This window comes from Paenibacillus sp. P4_A9 (assembly GCF_056402415.1).
In genome coordinates this window covers 55,980-72,281 of record NZ_JBFUHL010000012.1, presented here as the reverse complement: position 1 = coordinate 72,281, position 16,302 = coordinate 55,980, and the positions used below count along the sequence as shown (strand labels likewise).

18 protein-coding genes are annotated in these 16,302 nt (G+C 42.2%); 5 read left to right on the top strand and 13 right to left on the bottom strand.

Annotated features, from left to right (window positions below; translation table 11 throughout):
* Positions 1–10: 10 nt before the first annotated feature.
* The 3 genes from AC1DVJ_RS11635 to AC1DVJ_RS11625 all read right to left on the bottom strand — a co-directional run bounded on the left by AC1DVJ_RS11635 (position 11) and on the right by AC1DVJ_RS11625 (position 2,188).
* Positions 11–1,084 (bottom strand): M24 family metallopeptidase, encoded by a 1,074-nt coding sequence (locus AC1DVJ_RS11635; protein WP_477590926.1) that lies wholly within the window; start codon positions 1,082–1,084, stop codon positions 11–13.
* Between the two features lie 60 nt (positions 1,085–1,144).
* Positions 1,145–1,576 carry a type II 3-dehydroquinate dehydratase gene (aroQ, locus tag AC1DVJ_RS11630; protein WP_477590924.1) on the bottom strand — a complete coding sequence of 144 codons (432 nt, stop codon included), beginning with the start codon at positions 1,574–1,576 and terminating at the stop codon, positions 1,145–1,147.
* A gap of 78 nt (positions 1,577–1,654) precedes the next feature.
* Positions 1,655–2,188, bottom strand: a complete 534-nt coding sequence (locus AC1DVJ_RS11625; RefSeq protein ID WP_477590830.1) for a YqhR family membrane protein — start codon at positions 2,186–2,188, stop codon at positions 1,655–1,657.
* Between the two features lie 157 nt (positions 2,189–2,345).
* Here AC1DVJ_RS11625 and AC1DVJ_RS11620 point away from each other — a divergent pair, with 157 nt between their 5' ends.
* A complete protein-coding gene (locus AC1DVJ_RS11620; protein WP_477590922.1) occupies positions 2,346–3,236 on the top strand; it encodes a DUF1385 domain-containing protein in 891 nt (296 codons plus the stop codon).
* Positions 3,233–3,490 (top strand): hypothetical protein, encoded by a 258-nt coding sequence (locus AC1DVJ_RS11615; protein ID WP_477590829.1) that lies wholly within the window; start codon positions 3,233–3,235, stop codon positions 3,488–3,490. The genes AC1DVJ_RS11620 and AC1DVJ_RS11615 overlap by 4 nt, the downstream gene beginning before the upstream one ends.
* Here AC1DVJ_RS11615 and AC1DVJ_RS11610 read toward each other — a convergent pair.
* From AC1DVJ_RS11610 to AC1DVJ_RS11565, 10 genes are all read right to left on the bottom strand, one after another.
* On the bottom strand, positions 3,487–4,464 hold the full coding sequence (locus AC1DVJ_RS11610) for a patatin-like phospholipase family protein (protein WP_477590828.1): 978 nt from the start codon (positions 4,462–4,464) through the stop codon (positions 3,487–3,489). The two genes, AC1DVJ_RS11615 and AC1DVJ_RS11610, sit on opposite strands and share 4 nt — an antisense overlap.
* Positions 4,465–4,573: 109 nt before the next feature.
* On the bottom strand, positions 4,574–4,999 hold the full coding sequence (gene mntR / locus AC1DVJ_RS11605; protein WP_056614749.1) for a transcriptional regulator MntR: 426 nt from the start codon (positions 4,997–4,999) through the stop codon (positions 4,574–4,576).
* A 137-nt stretch (positions 5,000–5,136) separates the two neighbouring features.
* Positions 5,137–5,850 carry a cytochrome c biogenesis CcdA family protein gene (locus AC1DVJ_RS11600; protein WP_477590826.1) on the bottom strand — a complete coding sequence of 238 codons (714 nt, stop codon included), beginning with the start codon at positions 5,848–5,850 and terminating at the stop codon, positions 5,137–5,139.
* Between the two features lie 3 nt (positions 5,851–5,853).
* Positions 5,854–6,654 carry a metal ABC transporter permease gene (locus tag AC1DVJ_RS11595; RefSeq protein WP_477590825.1) on the bottom strand — a complete coding sequence of 267 codons (801 nt, stop codon included), beginning with the start codon at positions 6,652–6,654 and terminating at the stop codon, positions 5,854–5,856.
* Between the two features lie 12 nt (positions 6,655–6,666).
* Complete coding sequence (locus AC1DVJ_RS11590) at positions 6,667–7,446, bottom strand: metal ABC transporter ATP-binding protein (protein ID WP_477590823.1); 780 nt, start codon at positions 7,444–7,446, stop codon at positions 6,667–6,669.
* A gap of 35 nt (positions 7,447–7,481) precedes the next feature.
* A complete protein-coding gene (locus AC1DVJ_RS11585; RefSeq protein ID WP_477590822.1) occupies positions 7,482–8,396 on the bottom strand; it encodes a metal ABC transporter substrate-binding protein in 915 nt (304 codons plus the stop codon).
* Positions 8,397–8,578: 182 nt separating this feature from the next.
* Positions 8,579–8,989, bottom strand: coding sequence for a hypothetical protein (locus tag AC1DVJ_RS11580; protein ID WP_477590820.1), 411 nt, complete (start codon positions 8,987–8,989; stop codon positions 8,579–8,581).
* Positions 8,990–9,094: 105 nt separating this feature from the next.
* A complete protein-coding gene (metG, locus tag AC1DVJ_RS11575) occupies positions 9,095–11,098 on the bottom strand; it encodes a methionine--tRNA ligase (protein WP_477590818.1) in 2,004 nt (667 codons plus the stop codon).
* 413 nt (positions 11,099–11,511) lie between these two features.
* Complete coding sequence (gene yidD / locus AC1DVJ_RS11570) at positions 11,512–11,736, bottom strand: membrane protein insertion efficiency factor YidD (protein ID WP_477590817.1); 225 nt, start codon at positions 11,734–11,736, stop codon at positions 11,512–11,514.
* Positions 11,737–11,841: 105 nt separating this feature from the next.
* The gene (locus AC1DVJ_RS11565; protein ID WP_477590816.1) at positions 11,842–12,426 is read right to left on the bottom strand and encodes a transposase; all 585 of its coding nucleotides are present in this window, start codon (positions 12,424–12,426) and stop codon (positions 11,842–11,844) included.
* Between the two features lie 623 nt (positions 12,427–13,049).
* Between AC1DVJ_RS11565 and AC1DVJ_RS11560 the strand changes: the two genes are divergently transcribed.
* The 3 genes from AC1DVJ_RS11560 (at position 13,050) to AC1DVJ_RS11550 (ending at position 16,302) form a co-directional block, all read left to right on the top strand.
* Positions 13,050–13,691 carry a DsbA family oxidoreductase gene (locus AC1DVJ_RS11560; protein WP_477590814.1) on the top strand — a complete coding sequence of 214 codons (642 nt, stop codon included), beginning with the start codon at positions 13,050–13,052 and terminating at the stop codon, positions 13,689–13,691.
* A gap of 79 nt (positions 13,692–13,770) precedes the next feature.
* Positions 13,771–15,864 carry an LTA synthase family protein gene (locus AC1DVJ_RS11555; RefSeq protein WP_477590812.1) on the top strand — a complete coding sequence of 698 codons (2,094 nt, stop codon included), beginning with the start codon at positions 13,771–13,773 and terminating at the stop codon, positions 15,862–15,864.
* Between the two features lie 60 nt (positions 15,865–15,924).
* Positions 15,925–16,302, top strand: coding sequence for a YmaF family protein (locus tag AC1DVJ_RS11550; protein ID WP_477590810.1), 378 nt, complete (start codon positions 15,925–15,927; stop codon positions 16,300–16,302).

Below are 16,302 nucleotides of genomic sequence, written 5' to 3'. Positions count from 1 at the left end.
AATCCCTCCGCTAGTCAATGATAAGAAAATCTTTGGTAGAATGTGTAAGTATTTTAATGCCGGTCTCAGTAATTACTACGTCATCCTCAATTCGAACTCCGCCAAAATCAGGGAGATAAATACCAGGCTCAACGGTAACAACCATACCAGGAGTTAAAATCATATCTTCGGTTTTCGACACGCGGGGTGATTCGTGAACCTCCATCCCCAACCCATGTCCGGTCCCGTGACCGAAATAATCGCCATAGCCGCGCTTCACGATGACATCGCGGGCGAAAGCATCGCCTTCTCTGCCTGTAATACCAGGTTTAAGGTTTGCCAAGCAATTCATTTGTGCTTCCAAAACAATATCATAAATTTCTTTATGCTTGTCTGTCGGCTTTCCTAGCATAACCGTTCTTGTGATGTCAGAGCAATAACCTTTATAATACGCTCCAAAATCCAATTTGACAAATTCGTTTAATTGGAGAACACGGTCACTTGCTTTACCATGCGGTAACGCAGAACGCTCTCCAGATGCCACGATCGTCTCGAAGGACGTAGAGGTCCCTCCATTTTTGCGAATAAACACTTCAATTTCAAGTGCGATGTCTAACTCTTTGACACCTGGTTTAATGAAATTAAGGATGTGTGAAAAGGTTTGATCGGCCAAATCAGCCGCTTCCTGCATTACTTGGATCTCCGCTTCATCTTTTACGATTCGAATCAATTCAACAAGACGTGAAGTTGGCACAAACTCGATGCCTGGAAGTCCTTGTTGAAAGTTTACAAAATCCCCATAAGATACGTCGCTTTGTTCGAAACCAAGCTTCTTGATCCCTTGTTGCTGCAAGAGTTCTGTTACGGTCTCGATCGCCTTAGCTTTATGTTCAACCACTTCAAACAATTTGGCTTGCTGCGGCGCTTGCGTCATATAACGAAAGTCAGTTAATAAAATGGCACGGTCAAGCGTAATAAGTACATAGCCAGAGGAACCAGTGAATCCAGATACATATGTACGGTTATATGCGTTCGTGATGAGTAGTGCTGGTAAATCCTGTTGTTGCATAGCCTCGCGAAGACGTTGAATACGTTTCTCCTGCATCCAAATCACCATTCCTTCTTAAAGTTTTGCTTTAGCAAAACGATCTTCGTAAGCATATGCTTACAGATGGGGTAGTAAAGCCCTTAAACCAAGCGCGTAGCTCTCTGCGCCAAATCCACAAATTTGACCAATCACGACAGGTGCGATGACCGAATGATGACGAAATTCCTCACGTTTATGAATATTCGAAATATGAACCTCTACCGTTGGCAATTGTACCGTAGATAGCGCATCGCGAATCGCATAGCTGTAATGTGTGAAGGCGCCAGGATTAATGAGAATCCCGTCCTTCGTACCATAAGCCTCGTGGATTTTATCAATAATTTCGCCCTCATGGTTAGATTGAAAGCTCTCCAATTGGACCGAAAGCTCTGTTCCCAGCTCATGTAAACCCTCGATAATGGTGGAAAGTGTTACGGTTCCATACACGCCAGGTTCACGTATGCCAAGCATATTCAAATTCGGACCATTCAAAACAAGAACCCTTTTCAATTGGATATCCTCCCGCACAATCGTCATTGGCCATTAGCAAATTGACGCTAATTAACCTTTGATATTTTACCATAACTTTCATGTCTTGGGTATAGCCTCTGTCGTTCTTGCGCTTGTATATTCAATTGCAATCGAGTAACCAATAAACATCCCCCATACGAGGAATAAACAAACATCACTAATAATCGTATTTAACTCTAATTCCCATATCCAATACACCATACCCGTAATCGGTCCTATAAAAAGGTAAATAATCGCCCACCACAAGGCGCCATAACCTATCCCCCAAAAAGGGCTGCGCAGCTTCCACATGGTGACCATGTAGATGAAGGCAGCAAATATCGAGAACAGAGCGAACACGATCCATCCAATAAATAACCCCGTCCACGTGTTAAAAAAATCATGTTTGAAAAAAGGTTCAACGAGAAAACCAATTCCTATGGTCGTAAATTTGAAGTAATTTTCGACTATTTTGAGGGCACCCCATATCAGCCCAGCAAAAAAACCGATATATAGCACAAACACCCAGCGATTTGTCTTCTTTTTCTCCGCGGTATGAGCACTCGTCATCTGCATTCTTCCTTTCTCTACCGTTAAGGCTTGTCTTTTCATTGGCAATCATAGTATGTTCTGTCGCAATCGGTAGCATTCAACACCTGAATCCGTTACAATAAGAAAGTGAATAACTGAATTTGAGAAAGATGAGAAGGTGAATCTAGTGGCAGAACAAAACAGTATATACGGAGGACAAGCCGTCATCGAGGGCGTCATGTTCGCAGGAAGAAATGTGCATGTAACTGCTGTGCGCAAAAAAGACGGTTCCCTTGATTTTTTGGAAGTACCGAAGAAAGTGATTCCGTGGGTTCAAGCACTTAAGAAAATTCCTTTTGTTCGGGGAATTGTAGGCATTATTGAGTCCAGCGCCAAAGGTGCGCAGCATCTGAATTTCTCGGCCGAATCGTTCGCTGAGCAAGAAGGTGAAGATAACACTGCGAAGAAGGAAGAAAAAACAGGCATCTTCTCCAACATTTCCATGTTTTTAGGCGTTGCCGTCGTTGGTGTCCTTTCATTTTTGTTTGGGAAATTCATTTTCACTTTAGTTCCAGCTATTATTGAACAGTTTTTGTTTCAAAATGTATTTAGCAATCAAATTCTTCATAATCTTATAGAAGGTGTGATCAAAATCATTTTGCTGGTGGGGTATATTTACTTCATCTCACTTACACCTATGATTCGGAGATTGTTTCAATATCATGGCGCAGAGCATAAAGTCATTAGCGCCTATGAAGCTGGTATGGAATTAACCGTAAGCAATGTCCAAAAGTTCAACACACTTCATTACCGTTGCGGCAGCAGTTTTATCGTATTCACCGTTCTGATCGGTGTCGTCATCTACTCATTCCTTCACTATGACGGTTTAGTCGAGCGTATTGTGCAGCGTTTAATTTTGTTGCCACTGGTCATCGGTGTTTCTTATGAAGTATTGCGTTTTACGAATTCGCTTCGTGAAGTACCTGTTCTTCGTTATTTAGGCTATCCAGGGCTTTGGCTTCAACTGCTTACAACCAAAGAACCAGAAGACAGTCAAGTTGAGGTGTCCATTGCATCATTTAACCGTATGCTAGAAGCGGAAAAACGAATTATGGAGGGACGGGCATGAGAAGAAAATTTTCCCCGATTGAGATTGCCATAGGAATATTGATTGCCATCGGCTTGCTCTCGTTAGGTTTGCGTCTGGTCATTCCTATTCTTGTACTTGGGGCGATTTTTCTACTTTATAAATTCCCACCTTCCCGTTGGAAAAAAACCTCGATGCCTCGAGGTTCTGCAAAAGGCAAAACGAAGAACGCGAAATTTCGCGTAATCAACGGAACGAAAGATTCGGATAAGGATGATTTTCCGAAGTATCACTAAGTCGAGGACTTATTTGGTGGTCGCATCACAAATTTCTCATAATTTTCTTCATAGGTACTGGCTGACCAACTACTGAAGTACGCTTTGCTTGCAAGAAAGCCTGACTCGTACAGTGACATGCTTAACTCTTTGGAAATGGTGAACTGCGTGTTACCAACGCCTAGTGTAGGAATTTTAACGGTTCGGAAGCGATTTTTTTGCTCAATGTAGCGTTCATCATGCGCACTCAGCATGGTGCTGAAGAGCGCTTCTAACATCGTAATTGGCCCTCGAATGGTATGCATTGGCATATCGCTCTTCCCGACAAGTTGGAAGCCAATGACGGGTATGAGATTAGCCCGCGGCATTTCGTTGTCGAACACCCAAAGCGGGAAGTTGCTTAACAAACCGCCATCCACGATATAATTAAACTGCTCTGTGAATGGCTTAGCCTTCGCAGAGCTTTTTATATTACGACGAATTCGGACCGGATCAAAGAAATAAGGGATGCTCGTGCTCATTCTCACGGCTTTGGCAACAGAAAGCTTTCCTGGCTCGATGCCGTACTGGGCAATATCATTGGGCAGTACCAATAGTTTGCCCTGTGTAATATCAGAAGCAATAATACGGAGCTGATTCGGCTTGAGATCTCCAAAGGTACGAACGCCTCTAGCTGCTAGTTGTTTATTGACCCAATGTTCCAAAGCTTCACCGGAATAAAGTCCTTTTTTGAGCAAAAGGCGAGCCGCGGGGCCAATGATCTTCGTATTGAAAATAGGAGAACGCTGCATAAACGATTTAAAAGGCGCTTTGAGTATCAAATCCCTCATCTCTTCCCCCGTATAGCCTGCCGCCAACAAAGCCGCCACAATCGAGCCAGAGCTTGTACCTGCGACTTGATGAAAGGTATATCCTTGTTCGATGGCTGCGCTCACGCCACCAGCCAAGGCAATCCCTTTGACGCCTCCACCTTCAAACACGCCGTTAATCTTCATACCCAGCACCCTCCCCAAGACCTAATTCATAGGGCTTCTTAGGTATGTATGCGTGAGCAGTTTGTTTCTATACCAAAAAAAAAGACAGAGCACCGTAAACGGTCTCTGCCTAATTCTCTGCCTCTAATTCTTTTCGAACATTCATAAGTTCATCTGCTCGACTCGGATCTCTCCGAAAATATTCCAATAAGGTTTCAATGCAAGTAATAGAATCCCAGCTCAAGTGGTGCTCAATACCTTCGACATCCTTATATATATTGTCCTCATGGACACCTATTGTCGTTAAAAAGTTTTCCAAAAGCTCATGTCGATCCATCAAACGCTTGCCCATCTTCTTCCCTTTAGGTGTTAGGATGAGACCACGATATTTTTCATAGATTAAATAATTATCTTTATCTAATTTTTGAATCATTTTAGTCACGGAGGAGGGGTGCACTTCAAGCCCTTCAGCAATGTCGGAAACACGAGCGTAACCTTTCTCATCGATAAGCTTGTATATTCTCTCCAAATAATCTTCCATACTTGGCGTAGCCATTGCTATATTTCCCCCTGCTGTGCGTATTTCTTACCCATACTGCTTTCCTATCATAATCCATCTACCCAGATGCGGTCAAATCTCGCTAAATTTCAAAATATCCCTTCAAGCGAAGATTAAATATTTCACCAGATCCCTTAAAATTTCAAGAAATCTGGTGTAATGGAGTTCAACCAAAGGGTGATTTGCGTCATTTTTCCCGTATATAGAAGAACAGCGATCACAATCATCAAGCCGCCCCCAATTTTCATGATGGTATTGGAATAGCGTAAAATCCATTTGGTTGAACCGATAAAAAAGGAAAGTACGAAGAAAGGTATCGCAAACCCAAGTGAATATGAAGTTGTTAACTGAAACCATGTACCAGGCTCTGTTGCCGCTAATGCCAGAATAGCTGACAGAATTGGCCCGACACAAGGTGACCAGCCTGCTGCAAAGCCCATACCTACAAAGACAGAGCCAACATAACCAGCAGGACGAAATTTAATCGACAGTTTGCGTTCTTTCATTAGCCATTGCGGTTGAAATATACCTAATAGAAAAAGTCCCATTACAAATATTAACAGAGCAGCGATTTGTCTGAGTAAGTCACGATAGTCAATAAAGAAGCTTCCTACAAAGCCTGCCGTTAGCCCTAAAGCGTAAAAAATGATGGAAAAGCCCACGATGAAGCTTAATGTATGGAGCATCGTTTGACGCCGTACTTGAGCGGTTGTTTGCCCTGACTTGAGCTCACTGACCGAAATTCCAGTTATGTAGGATAAGAACGATGGATATAAAGGCAAACAACAAGGTGAAATGAAGGAAGCAATTCCCGCCCAGAGGGCGATCCATAAATTAACTGAATCCATGATTTATATCCTCAATCCTCTTTTCAAAATAATCCCTATCAAAATAGCGATGAGACTTAGTACAACCGTCCCGCCTGGTGCCAGATCCCATATTCCAGCTACAACAAGACCGACGATTACGGCAATTTCCGAGAATAAAATCGCTAAGAAAACGGAGTGTTTAAAACTGCGTGCGATTAACAAGCTGCATGCGACTGGGATCGTTAGTAACGAAGAAACGAGTAATGCACCGACAATTTTGATAGCCACTGAAATGACAAGTGCAGTCAGCATTGTAATCATCATATTATAAAATTTCAAAGGAAGTCCACTAACACTTGCTGCATCCTCGTCAAAGAACATCAAGAAAAACTCTTTAAAATGAAACGCAATAACACCGATAACAAGCAAACACACAACTAATACCACCCATAGATCCGTGGTGTCAAGTGTATATATGCTGCCAAAAAGGTAACTCATAACATTCATGTTAAAGCCTTTACCTAATGTGAAAAGAAGCGTTGCCAGCGCTACACCGCCTGACATGATGATAGCGATTGAAAGCTCAGCGTAGGTTTTATACGCCTTACGCAGTCGCTCTATAGCAAACGAGGCAAGCAGAGCAAATACAAGGCCTACTCCTAATGGGTATACATTGATCAAAAAGCCAAGTGCTACACCAGCAATCGAAACATGTGCTAATGTGTCCCCGATCATGGATAGCCGCCTTAGAACAAGAAAAACGCCCATTAATGGCGCTGCAAGCCCAATCAACAAACCACCTATTAATGCACGCTGAAAAAAGTACTCTGTAAATATGTCCAAAATGCCCGCTCCTTACTGAACTCCAATCATCTCTCGAATCCGGCCGAGTGAATGTGTTAAATTCGTCTCACGGCAATCCTCGGGATCATGGGTATGCTTCACATAAAACTTGATGCCGCCGCTTACTTGCTGCGGCTCTGTTCCAAGATAAGATTGAATCATGTCCATATCATGGGAAACCATGATGAAGGTCATATGATGATGCTGATGCATATGCTTGATCATTTTAAAGAAGCCAATTTGCGTTTCGGCATCAATACCTACCGTAGGCTCATCGAGAATGAGCAGTTCTGGATTGTTAACAATGGCACGAGCTAAGAAGGCTCGCTGCTGCTGACCGCCAGAAAGCTGACCGATACGTCGATCGGCTAAATCCTCGATGCGCATGGCAAGCATCGCGTCTTCTGCTTTTTGCTGCTCCGCTTTGGATAATCGGCGATATACATTCTTTTTGTTATACATGCCAGAAAGCACAACTTCCCTAACCGTTGCCGGGAATAAAGGATTGAAGGCATTTTTTTGAGGCACATAGCCGATCCTTTCCCAATCCTTGAACTGATTTAATGGTCGATCAAATAATCGGATTTCCCCATTTGTTGGTTTCAATAGGCCAACTAACATTTTCAAAAGCGTAGTTTTCCCTGCACCATTGGAACCAATCACACCAACAAAATCGCGCTCAAACACATTAAACTGAAGATTGTTAATGACTGTCTTATTTTCGTATGAAAATGAAATTTGATCAATTGACACGATTTTCTGATGGCATAACACTTTCTCACTATTCTCCATCTGTTTACCCCTGACTAAGAATGGTCCTACTCCCTTTATTGTAACGCGAGGACTAGGTTTTTCAAATTTTTGTCCATTATAGATATATAATCTTCGCCTGCATCTAGCTGTTCTTTCGAGAGACCCTCGAGCGGATTAAGTACTAATGTGTCTACTTTCGCATCTTTGGCTAACGTCTTTGCCAACTTATCCGAAACAAGCTCCTCGAAGAAAATATACTTCAACTTATGGTCTCTAATAAAAGCGTTGATTTGCTTTAGGTCCTGTGCCGTTGGCTCTGCGTCCGGAGATAATCCCATGATGGACATCTGAGTCAAGCCGTAGTCTCTACATAGATATGCAAAAGCATGATGAGATACAGCAATTTCTTTTTTAGCAGTCTGAGCAAGTTCCTTTTTATATCTAGCGTCTAAGTCCGTTAATTTAGCATAATATTTCTGATAGTTTTGCTCGTATGCATCCTTATGTGTTGGATCCGCTTCAATCAATGCTGTTTTAATATTATTAGCCATTTTCTGTGCATTTAACGGACTTAACCACGCATGAGGATCAAATTCTTCTTTTTTATCATCAGTTGTGATCAAATTAGCCCCTTTACTAGCTTCGACGACACGAACAGTCGATTTACTTGATAGACTTCCAAGAAAATCTTTGACCCAACCTTCAAAGCCTGCACCTTGATACACGAAGATTTGTGATCCAGACATATTCTTAATATCCCTGCTTTTAGGAGACCAATCATGAGGCTCAACACCAGCTGGGACAAGATTAATGACATTCACATAATCGCCGCCAATTTGCTTCGTGAAATCATATAAGGGATAAAAGCTAGTAACCACATTCACTTTTCCTTCTACTAATCCCGCTTTCGTGCTCCCACAGCCCGCAATACAAAAAGCAACAATCATCAATAAACCTATGTAGATAAATCGTTTAGCATGTCTTGTCATTTTTCGAACACCCACTCTAAATCGTAATTTTTTTTATTAACGATTTGATTATACGAGGTGGATTTATCGAAGTCAATATATCTAGGGTGGAAAGTCAAAAAAGCCAGCTGCTTTGTTCACAGCATGGCCATTTCTAAACTTGCTCAGTTATTTCTTAGAAATTACTAAAATTCAACAGGGTATTATTCTTCCTCGGAGGCTCCGGAATCGCCAGAATCATCAGACCCACCAGAGCTTTCTGAATCACCAGCGCCTTCTTCCGCCCCTTTTTCTTCTTTGGCTTTCTGTTTTTCCTCGCTGCTGCCTTTCGTGGGTTTGTCCGATTCTTCTTTTAGCTTTTTATAATGTTCTTCCGACTCTTTAATAAATTTAGCATCCTGCTCTTTTTGATATTCAATCACCTCGTTGAACATCTGATACTGTTTTTGCAGTTCTTGATCGATCACACTTTCTTTACTTTTCGCTTGTTCTTCTTTTTTAGCTTCTTGCTTTTTCTTCTCGCCTCCGCCGAACAACGAACAAGCAGTCAAAGTGATGATCAATATCGCTACGGTTATCCCTTTTCCTATACGCCTAATAAACATCTCATTCACTCCGTGGTTAGTTTCCTATAGCTTGCCCTTTGTTATCAAAAATACCCGAACGCCAAAGACCCAATCCCTGAAAGTTCAGGGATTGGGTACTTCGCGTTGAGGCTATTATTTCACGATCGCACCGTTCGGCATCGAATCCGGAACGGTCGCTAGCGTGAGCTGATCGCCGTGTGAAGCGGCGAGAATCATACCTTGGGACAGCTCGCCGCGCAGCTTGGCAGGCTTCAAATTCGTGACGCAAATGACCTTGCGTCCAACAAGATCATCGGGCGTGTAGAACTTCGCGATGCCCGAAACTACTTGGCGCTGCTCGTAGCCGAGATCAAGCTGCAGCTTGAGAAGCTTGTCGGCGCCTTTCACAGGCTCCGCTGAAATCACTTGTGCGACGCGCAGCTCCACCTTGGCGAAATCGTCGATACTGATTTCTTCCTTTGGCTCTGGCGCTGGTACAGCTTCAGTAGCAGCGGACGCGGTAGCTGCTATTGCTTTAGACTCCTCGGTGCTCGCAGAAGCACCGCCACCCATTGCCTCGACGATGAAGGCGACTTCTGCCGCTACGTCGAGTCTTGGGAACATTGGCTCACCCTTTTGCACCTTGGTACCAGAAGGGAGATGCCCGAAGGACTGTACGCTCTCCCACGCAGTCAAGCGCGGTAGATCTTCAGCAGCTAAACCAAGCTGCGCCCAGATCAGTTCCGGCGTCTTCGTCAAGAAAGGACGAAGAAGTACGGAAGATATACGTTGGGATTCCGCCAACACATACATGACAGAGCCAAGTGTTTCACGCTTTGCCTCATCCTTGACCATCGACCAAGGCTGTGTTTCGTCGATATATTTATTCGTCCGGCTAATCAACTGCCACACCGCGGAGAGCGCGATTGAAAACTCCATTCTCTCCATCGATTCCTCGTACTTAGCTACGGTTGTACGAACGGTCTCCAGAAGACTTTCGTCAAATTCAGTAGCGCCAGAAATATAGGCTGGGATTGTACCTGCAAAATACTTATCGATCATCACGATTGTACGATTCAATAAATTACCCAAATCATTCGCGAGATCATGATTCACACGCTCAATGAAGCTCTCTGGAGTAAATGTTCCGTCCGCTCCAAATGGTACTTCGCGCATGAGGTAATAGCGAAGAGCATCCAAACCATAACGGTCGATAAGCGTAACAGGATCCACAACATTGCCTTTTGACTTGGACATTTTGCCATCCTTCATGAGCAACCAGCCGTGCGCGAAAACCTTTTTGGGCAATGGCAAATCTAGTGCCATCAACATAATCGGCCAATAAATCGTATGGAAACGTACAATTTCCTTACTCATTAAGTGCACATCTGCCGGCCAATATGTCTTGAAAATTGTCTCATCGTCAGACCCATAGCCAAGCGCCGTAATATAATTGGAAAGCGCATCGATCCAAACATAAATAACATGCTTCGGATCACCAGGAACTTTGATTCCCCAGTCAAAGGTCGTTCTCGAAACAGCCAAATCCTCTAAGCCGGGCTTAATGAAGTTATTCAGCATCTCATTCTTACGAGATTCTGGCTGGATGAACTCAGGGTTTTCTTCATAGTATTGGACGAGACGATCCGCGTACTTACTCATCCGGAAGAAATACGTTTGTTCCTTCATTTTCTCTACAKGGCGTCCGCAATCGGGACATTTCCCATCGACTAGCTTACTCTCAAGGAAAAAGGATTCATCTGGAATACAGTACCAACCTTCATATTCGCCTAAATAAATATCCCCCTGATCAAGTAAACGCTGAAAAATCTTAGAAACTGCATCCTTATGACGATCCTCCGTCGTACGAATAAAATCATCATAGGAAATGTCCAGCTTCGCCCAAAGCTCTTTAATCCCTGAAACAATATTGTCTACAAATTCTTGGGGTGTCGTTCCTTTTTCTTGTGCTTTGCGCTCAATTTTCTGTCCATGCTCATCTGTACCTGTCAAATACCTAACATCATAACCTTGTAGTCTTTTGTAGCGCGCCATAGCGTCTCCAGCAACAGTCGAATACGCGTGGCCAATATGCAGCTTATCACTTGGATAATAAATCGGCGTGGTAATGTAAAATGTTTTTGATTGTTCGGACATGATTCATTCCTCCATTAGCGGATAGTAGAAAACACAAATAACCCTCATCCATCTTGGGACGAGAGTTGAACTCACGCGGTACCACCCAGGTTCCCCCGCATTTCACAAGCTCGGGGCTCAGTAAGTCTATTACGACTTGCCCATTAACGCTGGGACACGAGACCAGCTTACTCTCCGCCGTGGTTTGTGTAAATAGCGCTTGCTATACACACCCTGTGCTGAGAAGCTCGAAGGCCTATTCTCCGGGACCATATTCCAAACATTCTCCTATACCGGCTTTCACCTAACCCGGCTCTCTGTTCATAGGCATCCGATTGTACTTATCCGTTCATCGAAATCTACAATATTTAGCATCTTTAAGCACAATATATCGAAAAAAACAGCCGCATGTCAAGCGGACAGATTCCTCTAAATTAATTTATCTTCTTTGCGGGCACGTGGTCCACACCACCAGGGTGAAAAGGGTGGCATTTGCAGATTCGTTTCGCGGATAACCAAGAACCTTTCATAGGTCCGTGAACTTCTATCGCCTCTAGCGCATATTGCGAGCACGTTGGATAAAATCGGCATGTAGGTGGCTTCAGAGGCGAAATAAACCTCCGATAAAAATGGATGGGTGCTAGAACAACCCTTTTCATTAGTAATCTCCTAATTCTCAGTAAAGTAGTAACCTCTACTAACCATCTTGCCTGAAAATAGAAATCACGTCAAATACAACGATATTCCCACCCCTTTTCACACCTTCATAACTGAAAACACTTCAAAAACCTTGAATATAAATGAATGGACACAAAGGTTTTCATCAGCGATTTCTCACTTAGCTTGGGTACTTTAGATTCCATGTAGGTATTGAGATCAAACAGCTCCCACAAGTTTTCGTTAATTCTAGGCGTAGCAATCTTAGGTTTAATTGATTTAGAACGGGAAGCTTTCAATTTACGAAATGCCAGTAAACGACTTTCCTCAACCTTGCATGCAAAACAAATTTTTTGAAGCAATTGCTTTGCACTTCTATAGTTAATATGTAATAGCTCAGATAATCCATAAGCAGTAACTTCTGATCCTTGCTCAAATAAAGTCTGGATTGCTCTGAACCAGGTAAGTAAGGGTAGTTTAGATTTATGCATGATTGTACCAGCTGTAATAGAAACTTGCATTCTACACTCTTTGCACTCTAATAATTTGCGGGAACGAATTTGAAAAGCTTCATGGTGATCGCATCCAGGACAATGAAATCCATTTGACCAACGCAAGTTCATGAGAAAATCCTCACATGCCTCTTCAGTTTGACAAGATGAAGCTTTACTAGCGATTGATCCAAGATTCATCCCCTCTCACCCCCAAAATAAAAAATAGAACTTATGTTCTCATTTGATTATAACAAACAAATGTTCTCATGTAAACATTTTATTATAAATTTTCCAAGAAACCCCTACTTGGAGTTAGCCGATATATTCGGTTAAAAACAAATTCTGTTATACATACAAGTCGTAAAACTTCAACTATTTTCAAAAAACATGCTTCTGTATCTCTGTTGAAGTTTTGGCTGAATCGGACTTTGATTAGAAGTACCTACTTGGTGGTATTTAGTAGAAGTTAGCTTCGCGAAATCAATCCCAAAAGTTATACTCAGGGATATCTACTAGATTTCGATGAGACAGAACTCTCTAGAATCAGGATTCGGCAGGAGCTCCGGAGTGTGAAGATTGTGATAGGTTGGTTCAAGAGTGTACGACTTGTAGTTACCACATAATTTAGATTTTGACGAAGTAGGTACTAGGCGACGGTTATGGGTTGGGTTGGGTTGGGTTGGGTTGGGTTGGGTTGGGTATCAGGTGGTTCCTACATGGTGACATTAAGCTGGTTTGGGTTATAATGTTGAATGGAGATGAGATGAATCGAGGATTTCGGACATTTTTTATATTTTTTTGAATGAAGGAGTTTATTCGTTATGTTGATTGAGATATTTCAAGATTTAGTGTGTCCCTGGTGTCGGATTGGAAAGAAGAATTTGATGGATGCCTTAGCAGATTTTACAGCTGAACCTGTTGAGATTCACTATCGTGCTTATCAGCTTGATCCATCAACACCTGTGGATGGTGTGCCTTTTGAAACGCTGATGCGTAATAAATTTAAGGCTGATGAGAGTAAATTACAATCTATGCTCCAACAAGTAACTCAGGCTGGGCAAGCATCGGGTTTGAATTTTAATTTTTCTCAAGTAGAGAAAATGCCTAATACTCTAATAGCGCATCGACTCATTGCTATCACACCAGATGAGGTAAAAAAGCAGCTTGTAGATGTCTTGTTTAAGGCTTATTTCGAGGACGGAAAAGATATTGGTCACGTGGAATTCCTACTTGAAGCTGCGAGCCAACTTGATATGGATCCGCAGCAGACGCTCACTCGACTGAATGCCAAAGAAGGGTTGGAGCAGGTTGAAGATGATCTTGCTTTTGCCAGTCAGGCCGGCGTTACAGGTGTACCGTTTTTCGTTATTAACCGTAAGTATGCGCTAACAGGTGCTCAACCAGCGGCTACTTTTCTACAAGCTCTTCAGCAAATTAGTGCAGAGGGCTCGGACGAAGCTTGAACCCAAGATAATTAACGCCCGGCGTCTCCAATATGGGGAGTCGGGTTTTTATAAGCTGATAAAAATAGGAGATTTATGAATGACTACTTTACTTAAGGCACTTAAGCAGCTGCCTACTCGCGCAATGATTGTAATTCTACCTTTTGTTCTGATGTGTATGGTTGAATATTTGGAGAGGGGCTCTTATAAGGAGCTTCATCATTGGATCACGTCTTATCCATTAGCCATGGTACTTGCTTATTTCGTAGTCGGTGCTTTGTATTTGTTCCTTATTGCTGTGACTGGTCGTACCCGGCTTTCGTTTTGGCTCCTTTGTGTCGTTTTATTGCCACTAGGGGCTATTAGCGGCAGTAAATTAAAGGCGATAGGTTCGCCTTATTATCCATGGGATCTTTATTTTAATAATCAACTTATGGAGTATAAGAAGTTTTTAAGCGGCTATTTAAATAATTCTATTATTGGCTATATGTTGCTTTTTCTGGTCGTTGTGGCTTGTCTGTTTCATCTCATTTTACGCAAGCGTAAAATCCGGTTCAACTGGATCGAACGCAGTGTTTACGGTGTAATCGCTATTGTTTTGGCGACAAGTTTGTACTGGGATAAACCAATTGCATTCACAAAAATATATGGAGTGTACACGGTACCATGGGACCAAACGATTACTTACGATGAGAACGGTTATTTGTACTCTTCGGTTCAGATGCTTAACTTTTTGAATGTCGAGAAGCCTGATGGATATAGTAAAAAAGCAATCACAACCCTGCTGGAACAAATCCCTGAAAAACCAGCTATAAGTGAGAAAAAACCGAATATTATTGTTTTGTTGGGGGAGTCATTTTTCGATCCAACTCTTATGAAAAACGTAACATTCAGTCGCGACCCTATCCCTCATTTGCATGAGTTGCAGAAAAAATTCACTAGCGGAAAGATGTTATCTCCCCAATTCGGAGGAAGCACGGCCAATGTTGAGTTTGAAGTACTGTCGGGGAACTCGATGCGTTTTTTTGGGAAATCACCTGATAAAATCATTCCCTATATTGAATATATGAATCACGGTGTAGACTCCTTAGCGAGCATTACGACTAGACAAGGATACACAGCAACTGCGATTAATCCGTTTTTTAGCTATTTCTTTGATAGTAGAAAGGTATATAAGCATTTCGGTTTTTCGAGATTTATTGCGAGTGAGTATTTCCCAAATGATTTCTCAGGACCAAACTATGCTGATCATGCTGTTGTGAACAAAATTATTGAGGAAACCGAAAAAAGTACAGGACCTGATTTTGTATTTGCCAATACGATGGAAAATCATCATCCTTACCCTCCTGATAAGTTTAGCAAGAATACGATTAAAGTAACTGGTGATATTTCGACTGAATCAAAAAGCATTCTCGAAACGTATGCACAAGGTATCACAGCAACGGATCAGGCTCTTCAATCTCTTGTTGATTACTATTCAAAAAAGTCCGAGCCGACGATCATCTTATTTTTCGGAGACCACTTCCCCTTTTTTGAGGAAGATTATAAAGTCTATCGCGATGCTAAGTATGTGTTACCTGATGATCCTGATTTGTATACGAAGACACATTATACGCCTTTTGTAATCTGGAATAACTTCATTCCTGCCGATCAAGAGAAGCTGAATCTGACCTCCAGTCCATCTTTCTTAGGTCCGATGTTATTGCATTTGGCTAGTGTAAAAGGTAGTTACTACACGGATTATTTATATGAATTGTCAAAGAAAATACCAGTAATCCCGCCTCAAGATATGTGGTCGAAATTTAACATTCAGGAAAGCGATCTCGCTGATTATAAGAAGATGCAGTATGATAATCTCTTTGGAGGCCGTTATGGCTATCAAGCCAAAGGCTACAAAGATACGATCGTTCAGCCATCGTACACACTGGGTTACGGTGATCCTGTGATTTCGAAGGTCACGGTGACTGACGATAAAATTTTGGTAACAGGATCTCCTTTCTTCTCCTCCTGTAATGTCTATATTGATGGGACGGAAGTCAAATCTAATTTCGATGGAAAAGATACACTTTATGTGGATATAGCATCTAATCCAGCACTAGAAACAAGTACACCCCATCAAGTTGAAGTACGTGTGTATGATGATAAAAAGATGAAAATCGGTCAATCCAACCTTTATCCGTTGCCATCGTCATGACAAAAGCCCCCAATGAATAGGATGAAGCATATCCTACTCTTAGGGGGCTTTTGTGTGGTGATGACCATTCCACCAGCTCATGTTCATTTCTTCACGACAGTAACTTCGGAAGAATTAGGGCACCATCAGCTTTTACGTCTGTACACATTCAGTGTGAATGGGACATCTTATGATCAGCATGTCCACCAATACCAAGGCATTTCTGGGATTAAGTATGGTCATTATCATGCTTTTTATGGCGTTACTGGACCACCTATTGCATTAGCTAATGGTGCACACATTCATTTTCTTCAAGGTGTTGTGGATCTTAACTTATACAACACGGGAAGAAGAGGTGCTCTGGCTAAATCTGCTGAGATTGAAGGCATTATTCTACAACTGCATCAGCATAGTTATCAAGGTTATTCATCGGTTGGCTTTGGTTATGAACCTTGGTAA